12 protein-coding genes are annotated in these 15504 nt (G+C 59.0%); 4 read left to right on the top strand and 8 right to left on the bottom strand.

The window, feature by feature from the left end:
• Window positions 1-55 precede the first annotated feature (55 nt).
• Window positions 56-577 (top strand): ribosome biogenesis factor YjgA, encoded by a 522-nt coding sequence (gene yjgA, locus RHM55_RS10860; RefSeq protein WP_322181902.1) that lies wholly within the window; start codon window positions 56-58, stop codon window positions 575-577.
• Between the two features lie 50 nt (window positions 578-627).
• Here the strand turns inward: yjgA and tldD are convergent, their stop codons facing one another.
• The 8 genes from tldD to mreB form a co-directional block, all read right to left on the bottom strand.
• Window positions 628-2067 carry a metalloprotease TldD gene (gene tldD, locus RHM55_RS10865; RefSeq protein WP_322181904.1) on the bottom strand — a complete coding sequence of 480 codons (1440 nt, stop codon included), beginning with the start codon at window positions 2065-2067 and terminating at the stop codon, window positions 628-630.
• A gap of 2 nt (window positions 2068-2069) precedes the next feature.
• Entirely contained in the window at window positions 2070-2921 is an 852-nt protein-coding gene (locus RHM55_RS10870) for a carbon-nitrogen hydrolase family protein (protein ID WP_322181906.1), read from the bottom strand.
• Between the two features lie 45 nt (window positions 2922-2966).
• On the bottom strand, window positions 2967-6782 hold the full coding sequence (locus tag RHM55_RS10875) for a YhdP family protein (RefSeq protein WP_322181908.1): 3816 nt from the start codon (window positions 6780-6782) through the stop codon (window positions 2967-2969).
• Window positions 6783-6931: 149 nt separating this feature from the next.
• A complete protein-coding gene (rng, locus tag RHM55_RS10880) occupies window positions 6932-8389 on the bottom strand; it encodes a ribonuclease G (RefSeq protein WP_322181910.1) in 1458 nt (485 codons plus the stop codon).
• Window positions 8386-8997: a Maf family protein gene (locus RHM55_RS10885; RefSeq protein ID WP_322181912.1), complete on the bottom strand. Its 612-nt coding sequence runs from the start codon at window positions 8995-8997 to the stop codon at window positions 8386-8388. Before RHM55_RS10885 ends, rng begins: the two co-directional genes overlap by 4 nt.
• A 100-nt stretch (window positions 8998-9097) precedes the next feature.
• The gene (mreD, locus tag RHM55_RS10890) at window positions 9098-9589 is read right to left on the bottom strand and encodes a rod shape-determining protein MreD (protein ID WP_219062313.1); all 492 of its coding nucleotides are present in this window, start codon (window positions 9587-9589) and stop codon (window positions 9098-9100) included.
• Window positions 9589-10668 carry a rod shape-determining protein MreC gene (gene mreC / locus RHM55_RS10895; protein ID WP_322182862.1) on the bottom strand — a complete coding sequence of 360 codons (1080 nt, stop codon included), beginning with the start codon at window positions 10666-10668 and terminating at the stop codon, window positions 9589-9591. Before mreC ends, mreD begins: the two co-directional genes overlap by 1 nt.
• 218 nt (window positions 10669-10886) lie before the next feature.
• A complete protein-coding gene (mreB, locus tag RHM55_RS10900; protein ID WP_020292894.1) occupies window positions 10887-11924 on the bottom strand; it encodes a rod shape-determining protein MreB in 1038 nt (345 codons plus the stop codon).
• Window positions 11925-12133: 209 nt separating this feature from the next.
• Between mreB and gatC the strand changes: the two genes are divergently transcribed.
• From gatC to gatB, 3 genes are all read left to right on the top strand, one after another.
• Window positions 12134-12421 carry an Asp-tRNA(Asn)/Glu-tRNA(Gln) amidotransferase subunit GatC gene (gene gatC / locus RHM55_RS10905; RefSeq protein WP_219062314.1) on the top strand — a complete coding sequence of 96 codons (288 nt, stop codon included), beginning with the start codon at window positions 12134-12136 and terminating at the stop codon, window positions 12419-12421.
• A 15-nt stretch (window positions 12422-12436) separates the two neighbouring features.
• Window positions 12437-13888 (top strand): Asp-tRNA(Asn)/Glu-tRNA(Gln) amidotransferase subunit GatA, encoded by a 1452-nt coding sequence (gatA, locus tag RHM55_RS10910; RefSeq protein ID WP_322181919.1) that lies wholly within the window; start codon window positions 12437-12439, stop codon window positions 13886-13888.
• Between the two features lie 148 nt (window positions 13889-14036).
• Entirely contained in the window at window positions 14037-15482 is a 1446-nt protein-coding gene (gene gatB, locus RHM55_RS10915; protein ID WP_322181921.1) for an Asp-tRNA(Asn)/Glu-tRNA(Gln) amidotransferase subunit GatB, read from the top strand.
• The last annotated feature ends 22 nt before the right edge of the window (window positions 15483-15504 follow it).

The following is a 15504-nucleotide window of genomic DNA, read 5'->3' on the forward strand; positions in this document are numbered from 1 at the left end:
GGACAAGTGGCCCCTGACTGGTTATCATGGCGGCGTTTATTAGCGGACTGCCCCCATGGTTGATTCTTACGACGACTCCCTCGATGAGGGTAAAAGCAAAACTCAGGTCAAACGCGAGCTTCATGCTCTGGTTGACCTTGGCGAGCGCCTGACAACACTCAAGCCTGACTTGCTGGCGAAACTGCCCTTGACCGACGCGCTGCGCCGGGCCTTGGCCGAAGCGCCCAAGCACACCGCAAACATTGCGCGTAAACGGCATATCCTGTTCATCGGCAAGCTGATGCGCGATCAAGACCTGGACGCCATTTTGGTGTTGCTTGATCAACTTGATGCCTCCACTCGCCAATACAACGAACGTTTTCACGGTCTGGAACGCTGGCGTGATCGCTTGATCACAGGCACCGACGACGTACTCGAGAAGTTTGTCGGCGACTATCCGGAAGCAGATCGTCAGCAACTGCGTTCGCTTATACGCCAGGCCCAGCATGAACTTGCCCAAAGCAAGCCACCTGCCGCCAGCCGCAAACTGTTCAAGTACATCCGCGACCTGGACGACATAAAGCGCGGCCTGCGCTAGTGTTCAAGCACCGAATGAGTCGCACCCTGCGATTCATTCGGCGCAGTCTTTCAGGACCCCGTACCGCCTACCGTGATCGCATCGATCTTCAAGGTCGGCTGACCGACACCTACTGGCACTGACTGACCGTCTTTGCCGCAGGTGCCCACGCCGCTGTCCAACGCCAGGTCGTTACCGACCATCGACACTCGACTCATGGCTTCAGGCCCATTACCGATCAAGGTCGCACCTTTGACTGGCGCAGTGATTTTACCGTCTTCGATCAAATAGGCCTCACTGGTCGAAAACACGAATTTGCCGCTGGTGATATCAACCTGACCGCCGCCGAGGTTGGCGCAGTAGATGCCCCTCTTCACCGACGCGATGATTTCCTCCGGGTCGCTTTGCCCGGCCAGCATGTAAGTGTTGGTCATGCGGGGCATTGGCAGGTGCGCATAGGACTCGCGACGACCGTTACCGGTACGTGCCACGCCCATCAACCGAGCGTTGAGCTTGTCCTGCATGTAACCCTTGAGCACGCCGTTTTCGATCAGCGTGGTGCAGTGGGTCGGCGTGCCTTCATCGTCCACCGTCAACGAGCCTCGACGACCGGCCAGCGTGCCATCATCGACGATAGTGCACAGCTTGGACGCCACCATTTCACCCATTCGCCCGCTATACGCCGAGCTGCCTTTGCGGTTGAAATCGCCTTCCAGACCATGGCCAACCGCTTCGTGCAGCAGTACGCCGGACCAACCGGAACCGAGCACCACCGGCAACGTGCCAGCAGGTGCGGGGATCGCTTCAAGATTCACCAGTGCCTGACGCAACGCTTCACGGGCATAACCCATGGCACGGTCATCCGTGAGGAAGTACCGGTAATCGGTACGCCCGCCACCGCCATGGCCACCTCGTTCGCGTCTGCCATTCTGCTCGACGATAACACTGACATTAAAACGCACCAGCGGACGCACATCCGCCGCCAGGCTGCCATCGGTGGACGCGATCAGAATCCGCTCCCAAACCCCGGCCATGCTGACCGTGACCTGCTGAATACGTGCATCCAATGCTCGCGTGGCAACGTCGATGCGCTTGAGCAGTTCGACCTTTTCCGCGCGCGTCATCACGTCCAGAGGGTTGTCCGGCGCATACAACTGGGCCACATCCTGCGTGGTGAATGCTTGCACCTGACCTTCCTGCCCGGCGCGGGAAATCGAACGCGCAGCACGTGCGGCAAGGCTCAGTGCCTCAGGGGTAATCGCATTGCTGTAGGCAAATCCGGTTTTCTCACCCGATTGCGCCCGTACACCGACGCCCTGATCGAGGTTGAAACTGCCTTCCTTGACGATGCCGTCTTCCAACGACCAGGACTCGGAAATCTGCCCCTGGAAATACAGGTCAGCCGCATCGATCCCTGGGCCAGCCAGCTCGCCCAGTACCGACTGCAAGCTGTCGAGGCTCAGGCCGCCAGGCGCTAAAAGGTGTTCGCTGACAGAGGACAAGTCGCTCATATTCACTCCGAGGTGTGCGCAGGCCGCAATGCGTCCCGCGAAAAAAATCGCCGGTGATCAGACACCGGCATCCGCGCCCGTATGGACGCCTGTTCATCGCTATCACGTTCGGCCAGCAGCACCGCTTCGCCCTGGGCCTGCTCAGCCAGCACGCGCCCCCAAGGGTCGATGATCGAAGCATGCCCGTAGGTTTCCCTTGGACCGGGGTGCAGTCCCCCTTGCGCCGCCGCCAGCACATAGCACTGGGTCTCTATCGCACGCGCCCGGATCAGGATGTCCCAATGCGCGGCACCGGTGACAGCAGTGAAGGCCGACGGTGCAGTGATCAATTGCGCACCCGCTTCACGCAGCGCGCTATACAACTCAGGGAAGCGCAGGTCGTAACACACGCTCAAACCCAGACGTCCCACCGGCGTATCGGCGACCACCACATTGTCACCATAGGCGTAATCATCCGACTCCCGATAACGCCCACGGTTGTCGGCAACGTCCACATCGAACAAATGCAGTTTGTCATAGCGTGCCACTTGCTCGCCGTGTTCATCGATCAGCAATGAACACGCGGTGACTTTACCCCGCGGCCGATCAGCCGGTGGTAGCGGTAACGTGCCAGCCACTATCCATAATTTGAGGTCGCGAGCGGCCAGTTTCAACCATGGCAGGATCGGACCCTGGCCTTGAGCCTCGGCGCGACCGATATCGGCAACGTCGCGACGGCCCATGGCGGCAAAATTTTCCGGGAGCACCGCCAGGCGCGCTCCAGACTCGGCAGCCTGTTCAAGCAGGCGGCGAGCGTGAGTCAGATTGACCAGGACATCGCTCTGGCTGACCATTTGAACTACAGCAAAAGACATGGCGCGCTCCGGACAAGACGTGCCACCACTGTACTCCATGGCGCGCTATTGAGGTTTTTCAAAGGGTTTGTCGAACGTGATCTTCGGCTCTTTCCAAGGGCCTTCAACGCGGTACTGCACACTAGCGAATCGCGCCACGCGGTCACCCAGCAGTTTGTCGACCAGGAACAAGGCCCCACCAATGGCCGGCGCGCCGACGAGTAACGCCGCAATCGGCAAGTTATTGGTCACCGGCAATGTCACCAGTAGCTTGGCATCGACCCGGTCGTTGACCATGTCCAGCGTGCCCTCAAGTTCAATATTGCTCGACGGTCCGGTCAGGGTGATCGGGTTACGGGTCACGTACACCCCATCACTGGAGACCAGCAGCCCTTTGACCCGGTCGTAACTCAAGCCCTTGCCAAGCAAGTCCGAGAAGTCCAGGCGCAAACGACGACCTATGGAGTTGAAGTTGAGCAGACCGAACACCCTCAGGGCTTGGGCGCCCCCCTCCACTTCAACGAACTGGCCGGAGCGCAACGTGGCATCCAGGCTGCCCGAGTAGCGCTTGATCCCAATCCAGGCAGGCGAACCGGGCCAACGGCCGTCGGCGTTCAGCTCGAACGTATCGCTGGTCACGGTGGGTGCAAAACCCCAAGCCTTCAGTACATCCGCAATATTCTTGCCGCCGACACGGCCCTTGTACCAGCTGCTGGTCGATCCCGGCGCGCCTTCCCAGCCACCGTCGCCCTGTAACAACATCCCCTTGAGCCCCATACTCAAATCGGAAAGCCGCACGCCCGCAGCGGTTGGCCTGGTTTTGAGCGACCACGCTCCGATCAACTGATCACCCTGGAACAACTGAGAGACCTTGATATCCATCGCCGGAATCTGCCGTGGATCGACATCGACCAGTGGGTCCTTGCCATTCTCTACCGCCGCTGCATTGGGATCAGGCGCAGGCAAACGCACGTAGAGAAGGTCAATGCCAATAGGGGCGGCTTTTGCATCGGGCAGGCTGGCCGTGCCCTTGAGCAAGGCGCTGTCGACCGCCAAAGACCAGGAGGCGTCTTTTCGATTGAGCTGCACATCGACCTGATCAAGCGTGGTGCCCAGCGCATTCAATTTTCCAATCTGCAGGTTTGCGCTACGCAGTAACTGCTTGGCGCTGCCCCCGGGATCATTACCAGCGTAGCGTTCGACGATGGTTTTCCATGGCGCAATGTCCAACTCGGACAGTGCCCCGCGCACTCTTAAACCTTTAGGGTCAGGCAGAACCGCAGCGTCCGTGCCGAGAAAAAGCTCGCCCCGGCCTTCTGCGATATTGCCGCCTGGCGCCACGAATGCCAGATTGGCCAAAGCATCGTAAGTGGCCCAGTAACGCCGGTCAGCGCCGCGCAAGGTCATGCGAAACTCGCTCTCTCGCACGTCATCAGCCGTTTTGCCAAAGGGTGCAGGAAGATCGACAGCCAAACCTTTTAGGTTTGAGTTGACCCGCAGTTGACTGTCGGCCCCGTCAAGGGTGATCTGCACCTGGTACGGCAAGTCACCGGACACCGGCAACGGCTGAGTATCGCCGAGCCAATCGGTGAGTTTCTTCAGTGCAACCTGACCATTGGCGACGACTCGGGTGGTGATCGCCCCCGGTTTTCCTTCCGCATAAATCTGCGCGGTGATCGGCCGCTCAAACGCTTGAGCGCGTATGCCGCTGCCGCTCAAGCCCTTGGCGTTGTCGAAACGGAATGCCCCCTTGAGCTGAGTCAACTCCAGCGGCGGCTCGCTCAGCTTCAAGCGTGCAGCGGCGGTATTGAAGTCCACTGCAATCTTCTGCCCTTCGCCTTTAGCCAGGGGAATGTCCAACTTCAGCTTGCCCTGCAACGAACCGTCGCCTTGCCAGCCCGCAAACATATCCGCCGTGCCGATGGGGGCCTCCTGAAGAATCTTCAGGCCATCACCCAAACCACCGACGAAATCACCGTCGACCAGCAAGTGACTGACTTGCCCGTTAGTCACATGCGGAATATTGACCTGGACATTGCTGACCTGGGTATCCAGAAGCCTGCCCTTGCTGGCTTTGATGCGGACTCCGCTGTCCTCGACGAATACATCCCCGTCCACGCCATTGAGCTGTGGCCAGCCCGGCTGGAACGCCAGCGAGGCGTCGTGCACCTTGAAAAACAGACTGATGCTGCGCGCAGCGGCTGTTGCATCGCTTCTGAGCGAGCCTTGATACTGGAAGAACCCCTGATCCACCGCGCCTCCCAGGATCGCGGTGCGCAGCCATCCGTCCAGTGCCGGGCTGAGCACGGCTGGCAGGTACTTGGCAGTGTAACGACCGTCACCCTCGACCATGCCGACCCGAAGATCCATGTAGTCTTCCTGGGTGCTATCGAAATGCAGGCGAATCAGAAAGTCGCTGGCGATTTTTCCTTCGTCGCCCACCACTTGGATGTACGGGGCAATCAGGGTAAAGCCTTGCTCATCCAGCTTCCAGGTCAGCCGGGCATTGGCCTTTCGGTATTGCCAGGGATGAGTGAATATCGGGTACAAATGCAGCATGAAGTCATCCGTAGCCAGGCGCAGTTCGCCTTGCCCCAGATCACCGCTGATGCTGCCGCTGACATTCCCGGCCGCCGGTGCGCCGTGATAGGCATTGAAGCCGACCTTGTCCAGATTGGCCGCAAAGCTTAGACGTTTGTCGCCCTCGGCTTGTGGCCGGTAATCGAGCAGCACGTTGCGCAATCCACCCGTGACTTTCAGGTTGTCGAGCACCGTCATCAGCGCGTCCGGTAATGGCGCCAGGGAATCGAGTATCGGGGTGATCGGCGTCAGGTCCAGGCGATCGGCCTGCACATGCCAAAGCTCTTCAACGTCCGGGGTCGCGTCCTGCTGCTTGAGCTGAATGCGGCTTTCCCAACGTTTGTCGCCAAGGTTCATGGCCAATGACTCAAGCGACAGGCTGAAACCACTGTTACTGCGCTGGAACCAGGCGTTGAGTGCCAGATTATCGATTTTCGTCGCCTTGCGAGCGGCATAGACCCCTTTCAACAGCGGGGCATTGACTCGCGCCACAGCACTTTGCAGCGTGCCTTTGCCCCAGGTCAGCCAGAACTCACCGCCAGCCTTGAGTGTGGAGACCGTCCATTGCCGGGTCAGGCTGGCCGGCAACCAGCGCGCCCAGTCACTCTGCGGCAGGCTCAAGTAGACATCGGCCTCGCCATCACGCCAGTTTTCCGCCTGCACCCGCGAGCGCAGGTTGAGCGCCATCGGCTGACCATCAGGCAAAGTCATACGCGCGTCCAGGCGCTGACTGCTGCTCCCGGTGCGCAAACTGAAGCTGACGTACGTGAGGGTCGAAGGCGCCTGTTCGTATGGCTGAAAGGTGATCTGGCTGTCGAGCAACGACAGCTCTGCAACCGCCTGCATCTGGGTCAACAACTGTTCCGGGTCGAAGGGCTTATCGCCCTTGACCGGCAAACCCTGAAGCGCCCAATGGCCATCCTTGTCTTCTTTGAGACTCAGTTGCAGGCCATTGAATTCCAGGTGAGCGATGCGCACTTCACGGGCCAACAGGCTGGCCCAGATGTCAGGCACCGCCCGCACATTGTCCAGCCGCAGGGCACTGGCGCCCTCGCCCACCATCACATCGTGAGCCAGCAGTGTTGGGGTAAAACCGTGCCAGCGACCTTCGAGGCTGCCAATACTCAACGGCATATTCAGCGCCGCGCGGGCCTCGGTTTCAACTTCACCACGGTACTCGGCCACCAAGGGCACCAGCTGTCGGCCGAGGCTGACATACAGCGCCGTCAAGACTAACCCCAAAGCGCACACGCCCAGACTCCAGCGAGTCAAGGCGGCAAGAAAACGCGTCAGACGCTCCATGTCAGCTGGCCCTCAGGGCTGAAGGCTGCGCGTGCAGGCGGCGCGGCCGTGCAGTCATCGATAGGGTCAGGAATTGCTCATTTGCCACGCAGAGTTCTCATTAGAAGGCTTCCTGCCATTAGTACTGAAGCTGACGGATTGTTGGTGAGTTAGAGCAACACCACGTCATATTGTTCTTGGGAATACATGGTTTCGACCTGAAAACGAATGGTACGACCGATAAAACCTTCCAGTTCGGCAACGTTACCCGACTCTTCATCGAGCAAACGGTCCACGACTTTCTGATTGGCTAATACACGATAGCCTTCCGCTTGATAAGCGCGGGCTTCACGCAATATTTCACGAAAAATTTCATAACAGACCGTCTCGGGCGTCTTCAACTTGCCGCGCCCCTGGCAACTGCTGCAAGGCTCGCACAGCACTTGTTCAAGGCTTTCGCGGGTACGCTTGCGGGTCATCTGCACCAGGCCCAACTCGGTAATACCGATGATGTTGGTTTTGGCGTGATCACGCTCCAGTTGTTTCTCCAACGTACGCAGGACCTGGCGTTGGTGCTCGCCATCCTCCATGTCGATGAAGTCGATGATGATGATCCCGCCCAGATTGCGCAGGCGCAATTGACGGGCAATCGCGGTGGCCGCTTCCAGGTTGGTCTTGAAGATGGTCTCTTCGAGGTTTCGATGACCGACGAACGCCCCGGTGTTCACGTCAATGGTGCTCATCGCTTCGGCTGGATCGATGACCAGATACCCGCCGGATTTGAGTGGCACTTTGCGGTCTAGGGCTTTCTGGATTTCATCTTCGACACCGTACAGGTCGAAAATGGGTCGCTCCCCTGGGTAATGCTCCAGGCGATCCGCGATTTCCGGCATCAGCTCGGCGACAAATTGGGTGGTCCGCTGGAAGGTCTCGCGCGAATCGATACGGATCTTCTCGATGCGCGGGCTGACCAAATCCCGCAGGGTGCGCAGGGCCAGGCCCAGGTCTTCATAAATAACGCTGGGGGCGCCCACGGTCTTGATCTGCTCGCCGATCTGATCCCAGAGACGGCGCAGGTAGCGGATATCCATCAGGATTTCATCCGCACCAGCGCCTTCAGCTGCCGTGCGCAGGATGAAACCGCCGGCCTCCTTGATACCTTCCAGCGCAACGCAATCGGTGACCACCTTTTTAAGACGCTCGCGCTCGGCTTCGTCTTCGATTTTCAAGGAGATCCCGACGTGGGAGGTTTTGGGCATGTACACCAGATAGCGCGACGGGATCGACAATTGCGTGGTCAGACGCGCACCTTTGCTGCCAATCGGGTCTTTGGTGACCTGCACTACCAAGCTCTGGCCTTCATGCACCAGCGCACTGATGCTTTCAACGGCCGGACCTTCGCGCATTGAAATTTCCGACGCATGAATGAACGCTGCGCGGTCCAGGCCGATGTTGATGAAGGCCGCTTGCATGCCGGGTAGAACCCGTACGACTTTGCCTTTATAAATGTTGCCGACGATGCCGCGACGCTGGGTCCGCTCAACGTGGACTTCCTGCAGCACACCGTTCTCAACCACGGCCACACGCGACTCCATCGGCGTGATGTTGATCAGAATCTCTTCACTCATGGTTTATTACCTTCCAGGCGTTGCCAACAGGGTATGCCGAAACGGCCAAGAAGTTCTGCGGTTTCGCACAACGGCAATCCGACCACCGCCGAATAACTGCCGTGCAGATCGGCGACAAAAATAGCCGCCAGCCCCTGAATCGCGTAACCGCCTGCTTTGTCGTGTGGCTCGCCGCTGGCCCAGTAAGCCTTGGCTTCCTCAACCTGAATCGAGCGAAAGCGCACCAGACTGCGGACCACACGGGTTTCACAACGCTGGTTGTTGATCACAGCGATGGCAGTCAGCACTTCGTGTTCATGGCTGGACAAGGCGCTCAACATCGCCAGGGCATCGGCTTCGTCGACCGGCTTGCCGAGGATTTTTCCATTGAGCGCCACGGCGGTGTCAGCACCGATCACACAAGGGCTGGAGCCCCCTTCGCTGACTGCCAGCAACGCCAGACCGGCCTCGGCTTTGCCTCGCGCAAGCCGTTCGACGTAGGCCATCGGGGCCTCGTCGGGCAAAGGGGTTTCATCGATCTGTGCACTGAGCGAAGTAAAAGGCACGCCTATCTGCGTCAGCAGTTCACGGCGACGGGGTGAGCCCGAAGCCAGATAGAGCGGGGGCATAAGGACATCTCCCTGTCAGTGATCGTGGGCGTTGCCACTCTGCAATACGCGCTACGCAAAACATGTCACGGGGCGAAACGTCAGGCGAATGTGAATCCGCCTAATTGATACTCAAGCGGTTACGCAACCCTCGCAGGCCATAACTCACCCACGGCCACAATAACGCGCTGACCAGCGCTGGCAACACCAGTGCAAGCGTCGGCTGACGATTGCCGGTCAAGGCGCTGAGCCAGAGCTGAGCCAACTGCGCCAGACCGAAAATCACCAGAATCACCAGACTTTGTTGCCACATCGGGAACATACGCAAGCGCTGCTGCAACGACAACACAAGGAAGGTAATCAGGGTCAGGATCAGCGCGTTCTGCCCCAGCAACGTGCCATACAGCACGTCCTCGGCCAGACCGAGCAGCCAGGCGGTGGTCATACCGATTTTGTGCGGTAACGCCAATGCCCAGAAAGCCAATAGCAGTGCCAGCCATAGCGGGCGAAAGATTTCCATGAACTGCGGCAATGGTGAAACGCTCAGCAGTAAACCTACCGCGAACGTGAACCAGACCACCCAGCCGTTTTTTGCACGGGCGAGATTAACCATTATTGCCTCTCCCGAGGGGTAGCAGGCGCGGCGACCGCTGGCTTGGACGTAGCGGGCTTGGCGACCGGTTTCGACACAGCGGTTGCCGGTGAATGAGTGGCAGACGCTGCAGGCGCGTGGGCAGGCGCAGCGGACGCAGGATTTGCATGCGTAGCCGCCGGGATCGTCGGCGCAGTAGCGGGTGCATGGGCCGCAGCGGGATTGGCTGGGGTTGCGGCAGGGTCGGCTGCTTGCCGATCAATCGCTTCCTGGGCTTGCGCCGCATCGGCGGCGCGCTGCTCAGGCGAGCGGCTATCACTGAACACCAGCAACAGGTAACGACTGCGATTCAGCGCAGCGGTCGGCACCGCACGCACGATGGCGAACGGCTGACCGGAGTCATGGATCACTTCTTTGACCGTCGCCACCGGATAACCTGCCGGGAAGCGCTGACCGAGGCCGGAACTCACCAGCAAATCGCCTTCCTTGATATCAGCGGTGTCGGCGACGTGGCGTAATTCCAGGCGCTCCGGGTTACCGGTGCCGCTGGCAATGGCACGCAGACCGTTACGATTGACCTGCACAGGAATGCTGTGGGTCGTGTCTGTCAGCAGCAGGACCCGTGAAGTGTAGGGCATCAGTTCGACCACCTGCCCCATCAAGCCACGGGCATCGAGTACCGGCTGACCGAGGACCACCCCATCGCGCTCGCCTTTGTTGATGATGATGCGATGCGTGAAGGGGTTGGGGTCCATGCCGATCAACTCGGCCACTTCGACCTTTTCATTGACCAGTGCGGAAGAGTTGAGCAACTCGCGCAGACGTACGTTCTGCTCGGTCAAGGCCGCCAGTTTTTGCAGGCGCCCTTGCAGGAGCAAGGCTTCGGTCTTGAGCTTTTCGTTTTCGGCGATCAGTTCGGTACGACTGCCGAACTGGCTGGCGACACCCTGGTACAAGCGCTGTGGTAGATCAGCGACCCAGTACGACTGCATCAACACCAGTGACATCTGACTGCGAACGGGCTTGAGCACCGTAAAGCGGGCATCCACCACCATCAGCGCAACCGACAACACCACCAGCACCAACAGGCGCACGCCCAGAGAGGGACCTTTTGCGAAAAGCGGTTTAATAGGCCGCTCCTCCCAGGCATGTTTTTGCTGGGTTGAGCTTCAACGGGTTGTGCTTATTCGGCATGGAACCGGCCTGGACGCAGATTGAGAAGTTGAACACCAAATGTTGGCGTCAGCCCAACGCATACAGGTAGCACTACTGAGTGCTACCTGTAAACGGGGGCCACGTGGAGAGTCGTCCGGCGAACTTATTCGCTGGAGAGCAGATCCATGGTGTGCTTATCCATCATTTCCAGGGCACGACCACCGCCACGAGCAACACAGGTCAGTGGGTCTTCGGCAACGATCACCGGCAAACCGGTTTCCTGAGCCAGCAGTTTGTCCAAGTCACGCAGCAACGCGCCACCACCCGTAAGCACCAGACCGCGTTCGGCGATGTCCGAAGCCAGTTCAGGCGGCGATTGTTCCAGGGCGCTTTTCACCGCCTGAACGATAGTCGCCAAGGACTCCTGCAGTGCTTCAAGCACTTCGTTGGAGTTCAGGGTGAAGGCACGTGGAACGCCTTCGGCCAGGTTACGGCCACGTACATCGACTTCACGTACTTCACCGCCCGGGTAGGCTGTACCGATCTCCTGCTTGATGCGTTCTGCAGTCGACTCACCGATCAGGCTGCCGTAGTTACGGCGCACATAGGTGATGATCGCTTCGTCGAAACGGTCGCCGCCCACGCGCACGGATTCGGCATACACCACACCGTTGAGGGAGATCAGCGCGATTTCAGTGGTACCACCACCGATATCGACCACCATCGAACCGCGAGCTTCTTCAACCGGCAGACCTGCACCAATTGCCGCAGCCATTGGCTCTTCGATCAGAAACACTTCGCGAGCGCCCGCACCCAGAGCTGATTCACGGATCGCCCGGCGCTCCACCTGGGTGGATTTGCACGGTACGCAGATCAGCACACGAGGGCTAGGCTGCAGAAAGCTGTTTTCGTGAACCTTGTTGATGAAGTACTGCAGCATTTTTTCGCACACACTGAAATCGGCGATAACACCGTCTTTCATTGGGCGAATAGCTGCAATATTGCCTGGAGTCCGGCCCAGCATACGCTTGGCCTCCATCCCGACAGCAACGACGCTCTTCTGATTACCGTGGGTGCGAATGGCCACAACCGACGGTTCATTCAGAACAATACCGCGCTCTCGCACGTAAATAAGGGTGTTGGCAGTGCCCAGGTCGATAGACAGATCGCTGGAAAACATGCCACGCAGTTTCTTGAACATGGGAAAGGGACCCTAGGCAACGCGTGGGTAAAAAAGTGCGGCAAACTCTAACAACGACAGGGATTTTGGGCAAGGAGCCAATATGTTAAATTGGCTGTTTTTCCGAGCACGACCCTAGACGTTCGCGGCCTTATGACCGTAGAAATGCGATAGTGTTCCGACAATCTACCACACGGATGACATCCGTTTGCTTTCCACTGGAGAATCCCATGGCGCTTGAACGCTCCGACGTGGAAAAAATCGCTCATTTGGCTCGACTTGGCCTCAATGACGCCGATATTCCGCGTACTACCGAAGCACTTAATAGTATCCTCGAACTGGTCAGCCAGATGCAGGCCGTCGATACCAGCGGTATAGAGCCCCTTGCGCACCCGCTGGAGGCCTCTCAACGTCTGCGTGCGGACGTCGTGACCGAGCGAAATAATCGCGAGACTTACCAAGCCATCGCACCAGCGGTCGAAAAAGGCCTGTATCTGGTTCCGAAAGTCATCGAGTAAGGGAAAGAGCCTGCAATGCATCAATTGACTCTGGCCGAGATCGCCCGCGGACTCGCCGACAAAAAGTTTTCTTCCGAAGAATTGACCCGGGTTCTGCTGGCGCGTATCGCCCAGCTCGACCCGCAGCTCAATAGCTTCATCACACAGACCGAAGCGCTGGCGATCAGCCAGGCGCAAGCTGCCGATGCTCGCCGCGCAGCGGGTGAGAGCGGCCCGCTGCTGGGCGCGCCACTGGCGCATAAAGACTTGTTCTGCACTGAGGGCGTACGCACCAGCTGCGGCTCGAAGATGCTCGACAACTTTACATCACCGTATGACGCAACCGTAGTTGCCAAGCTCGCGGCTGCCGGCACGGTCACGCTGGGCAAGACCAACATGGACGAATTCGCCATGGGTTCTGCCAATGAATCGAGCTACTACGGCCCGGTGAAAAACCCGTGGAACCTCGAATACGTTCCCGGCGGTTCGTCCGGTGGTTCGGCAGCCGCCGTTGCCGCTCGTCTGATACCTGCTGCAACGGGCACTGACACCGGCGGATCGATTCGCCAACCGGCAGCGCTGACCAACCTTACCGGCCTGAAACCGACGTACGGTCGCGTTTCGCGCTGGGGCATGATCGCTTATGCCTCCAGCCTCGATCAGGCCGGCCCGCTTGCGCGTAACGCGGAAGACTGTGCCCTGCTCCTGCAAGGCATGGCCGGTTTCGATCCAAAGGACTCGACCAGCATCGACGAGCCTGTGCCGGATTATTCCGCCTGCCTCAATGGCTCGCTGCAAGGCCTGCGCATCGGCATCCCGAAAGAATACTTCGGCGCGGGTCTCGACCCGCGCATCGCCGAGCTGGTACTTGAAAGCGTCAAGGAGCTGGAAAAGCTCGGTGCCGTGGTCAAGGACGTCAGCCTGCCGAACCTGCAACACGGGATCCCGGCCTATTACGTGATCGCCCCGGCGGAAGCATCCTCCAACCTCTCGCGCTTCGACGGTGTGCGGTTTGGCTATCGCTGCGAAGACCCGAAAGACCTGACCGATCTGTACAAGCGCTCACGCGCCGAAGGCTTCGGCCCGGAAGTTCAGCGGCGGATCCTGGTCGGTGCTTACGTACTGTCGGCCGGTTACTACGACGCTTATTACCTGCAAGCGCAGAAAGTCCGGCGCCTGATCAAGAACGACTTCATGAACGCGTTCGCTGAAGTCGACGTGATCCTCGGCCCGACCACGCCTAACCCGGCCTGGAAAATCGGCGCCAAGAACAACGACCCGATTTCTGCCTATCTGGAAGATTTCTACACCATTACCGCCAACCTCGCGGGCCTGCCGGGCTTGTCCATGCCTGCCGGTTTCGTCGAGGGCCTGCCGGTCGGCGTGCAACTGCTCGCCCCGTACTTCCAGGAAGGCCGCCTGCTCAACGTCGCGCATCAGTACCAGCAAGTCACTGACTGGCACACCCGCGCCCCCCAGGGATTTTGAAAGCTGCTGCGCTCGGTAATACTGCGTTGAAAACTGGCTCGCAATGCTCATTGACTAAAGTCAACTCCGCTTGCTCGCCAGTTTCCGCCTTGTCTTGCCGTCGCTCGCTACACTTTCAAATCTCCCTGGCATTTTTTGAGGAATGAACATGCAATGGGAAGTTGTGATCGGGCTGGAAATTCACACCCAGCTCGCCACCCAATCGAAGATTTTCTCCGGCAGCAGCACCACATTCGGTTCTGAGCCCAACACCCAGGCCAGCCTGATCGACCTGGGCATGCCAGGCGTGTTGCCGGTGCTGAACGAAGAAGCGGTGCGCATGGCGGTCAAGTTCGGTCTGGCGATTGATGCCGAGATCGGTCAGCACAATGTGTTCTCGCGCAAGAACTACTTCTACCCGGACTTGCCCAAGGGCTACCAGATCAGCCAGATGGAGCTGCCAATCGTCGGCAAAGGCCACCTGGATATCACGCTGGAAGACGGCACGGTCAAACGGGTCGGCATTACCCGCGCGCACCTGGAAGAAGATGCGGGCAAAAGCCTGCATGAAGACTTCAGCGGCATGACTGGGATTGACCTCAACCGCGCTGGCACGCCATTGCTGGAAATCGTGTCCGAGCCGGACATGCGCACCGCCAAGGAGGCCGTGGCTTACGTCAAGGCGATCCACGCGCTGGTTCGTTACCTGGGCATCTGCGATGGCAACATGGCCGAAGGTTCGCTGCGCTGCGACTGTAACGTGTCGATCCGGCCAATGGGCCAGGTTGAATACGGCACGCGTTGCGAGATCAAGAACGTCAACTCGTTCCGCTTCATCGAGAAGGCGATCAACACCGAAGTACAACGCCAGATCGAGCTGATCGAAGACGGCGGCCGGGTCATCCAGCAAACCCGCCTGTACGACCCAGCCAAAGACGAAACCCGCTCCATGCGCAGCAAGGAGGAAGCCAACGACTACCGTTACTTCCCCGATCCAGACCTGCTGCCCGTGGTGATCGAAGACGCGTTCCTGGTTGAAGTGCGCGCCACCCTGCCTGAGCTGCCGCCGCAAAAGCGCGAGCGCTTCCAGGCGCAATTCGGTCTGTCGGCCTACGACGCGAGCGTGCTGGCGTCGAGCCGCGAGCAAGCCGATTACTTCGAAAAAGTAGTCAGCATCGGCGGCGACGCCAAGCTGGCGGCCAACTGGGTCATGGTCGAACTGGGTAGCCTGTTGAACAAACTTGGCCTGGAAATCGAGCAAGCACCGGTCAGTGCCGAGCAGCTGGGCGGCATGTTGCTGCGCATTACCGACAACACCATCTCCGGCAAAATTGCCAAAATGGTGTTCGAGGCCATGGCCAACGGTGAAGGCAGCGCTGACGAGGTCATTGCCCAACGCGGTCTGAAACAAGTCACCGACAGTGGCGCCATTGAGTCGATGCTGGACGAGATGCTGGCCGCCAACGCCGAACAGGTCGAACAGTACCGTGCCGCCGATGAAGCCAAACGCGGCAAAATGTTCGGTTTCTTCGTTGGTCAGGCAATGAAGGTATCCAAGGGCAAAGCCAACCCACAACAAGTGAACGAATTGCTCAAAAGCAAGCTCGAAGGCTGATACATCGGCCCAGGGTAGTAAC

The organism is Pseudomonas sp. MH9.2 (assembly GCF_034353875.1).
Lineage (GTDB): Bacteria > Pseudomonadota > Gammaproteobacteria > Pseudomonadales > Pseudomonadaceae > Aquipseudomonas.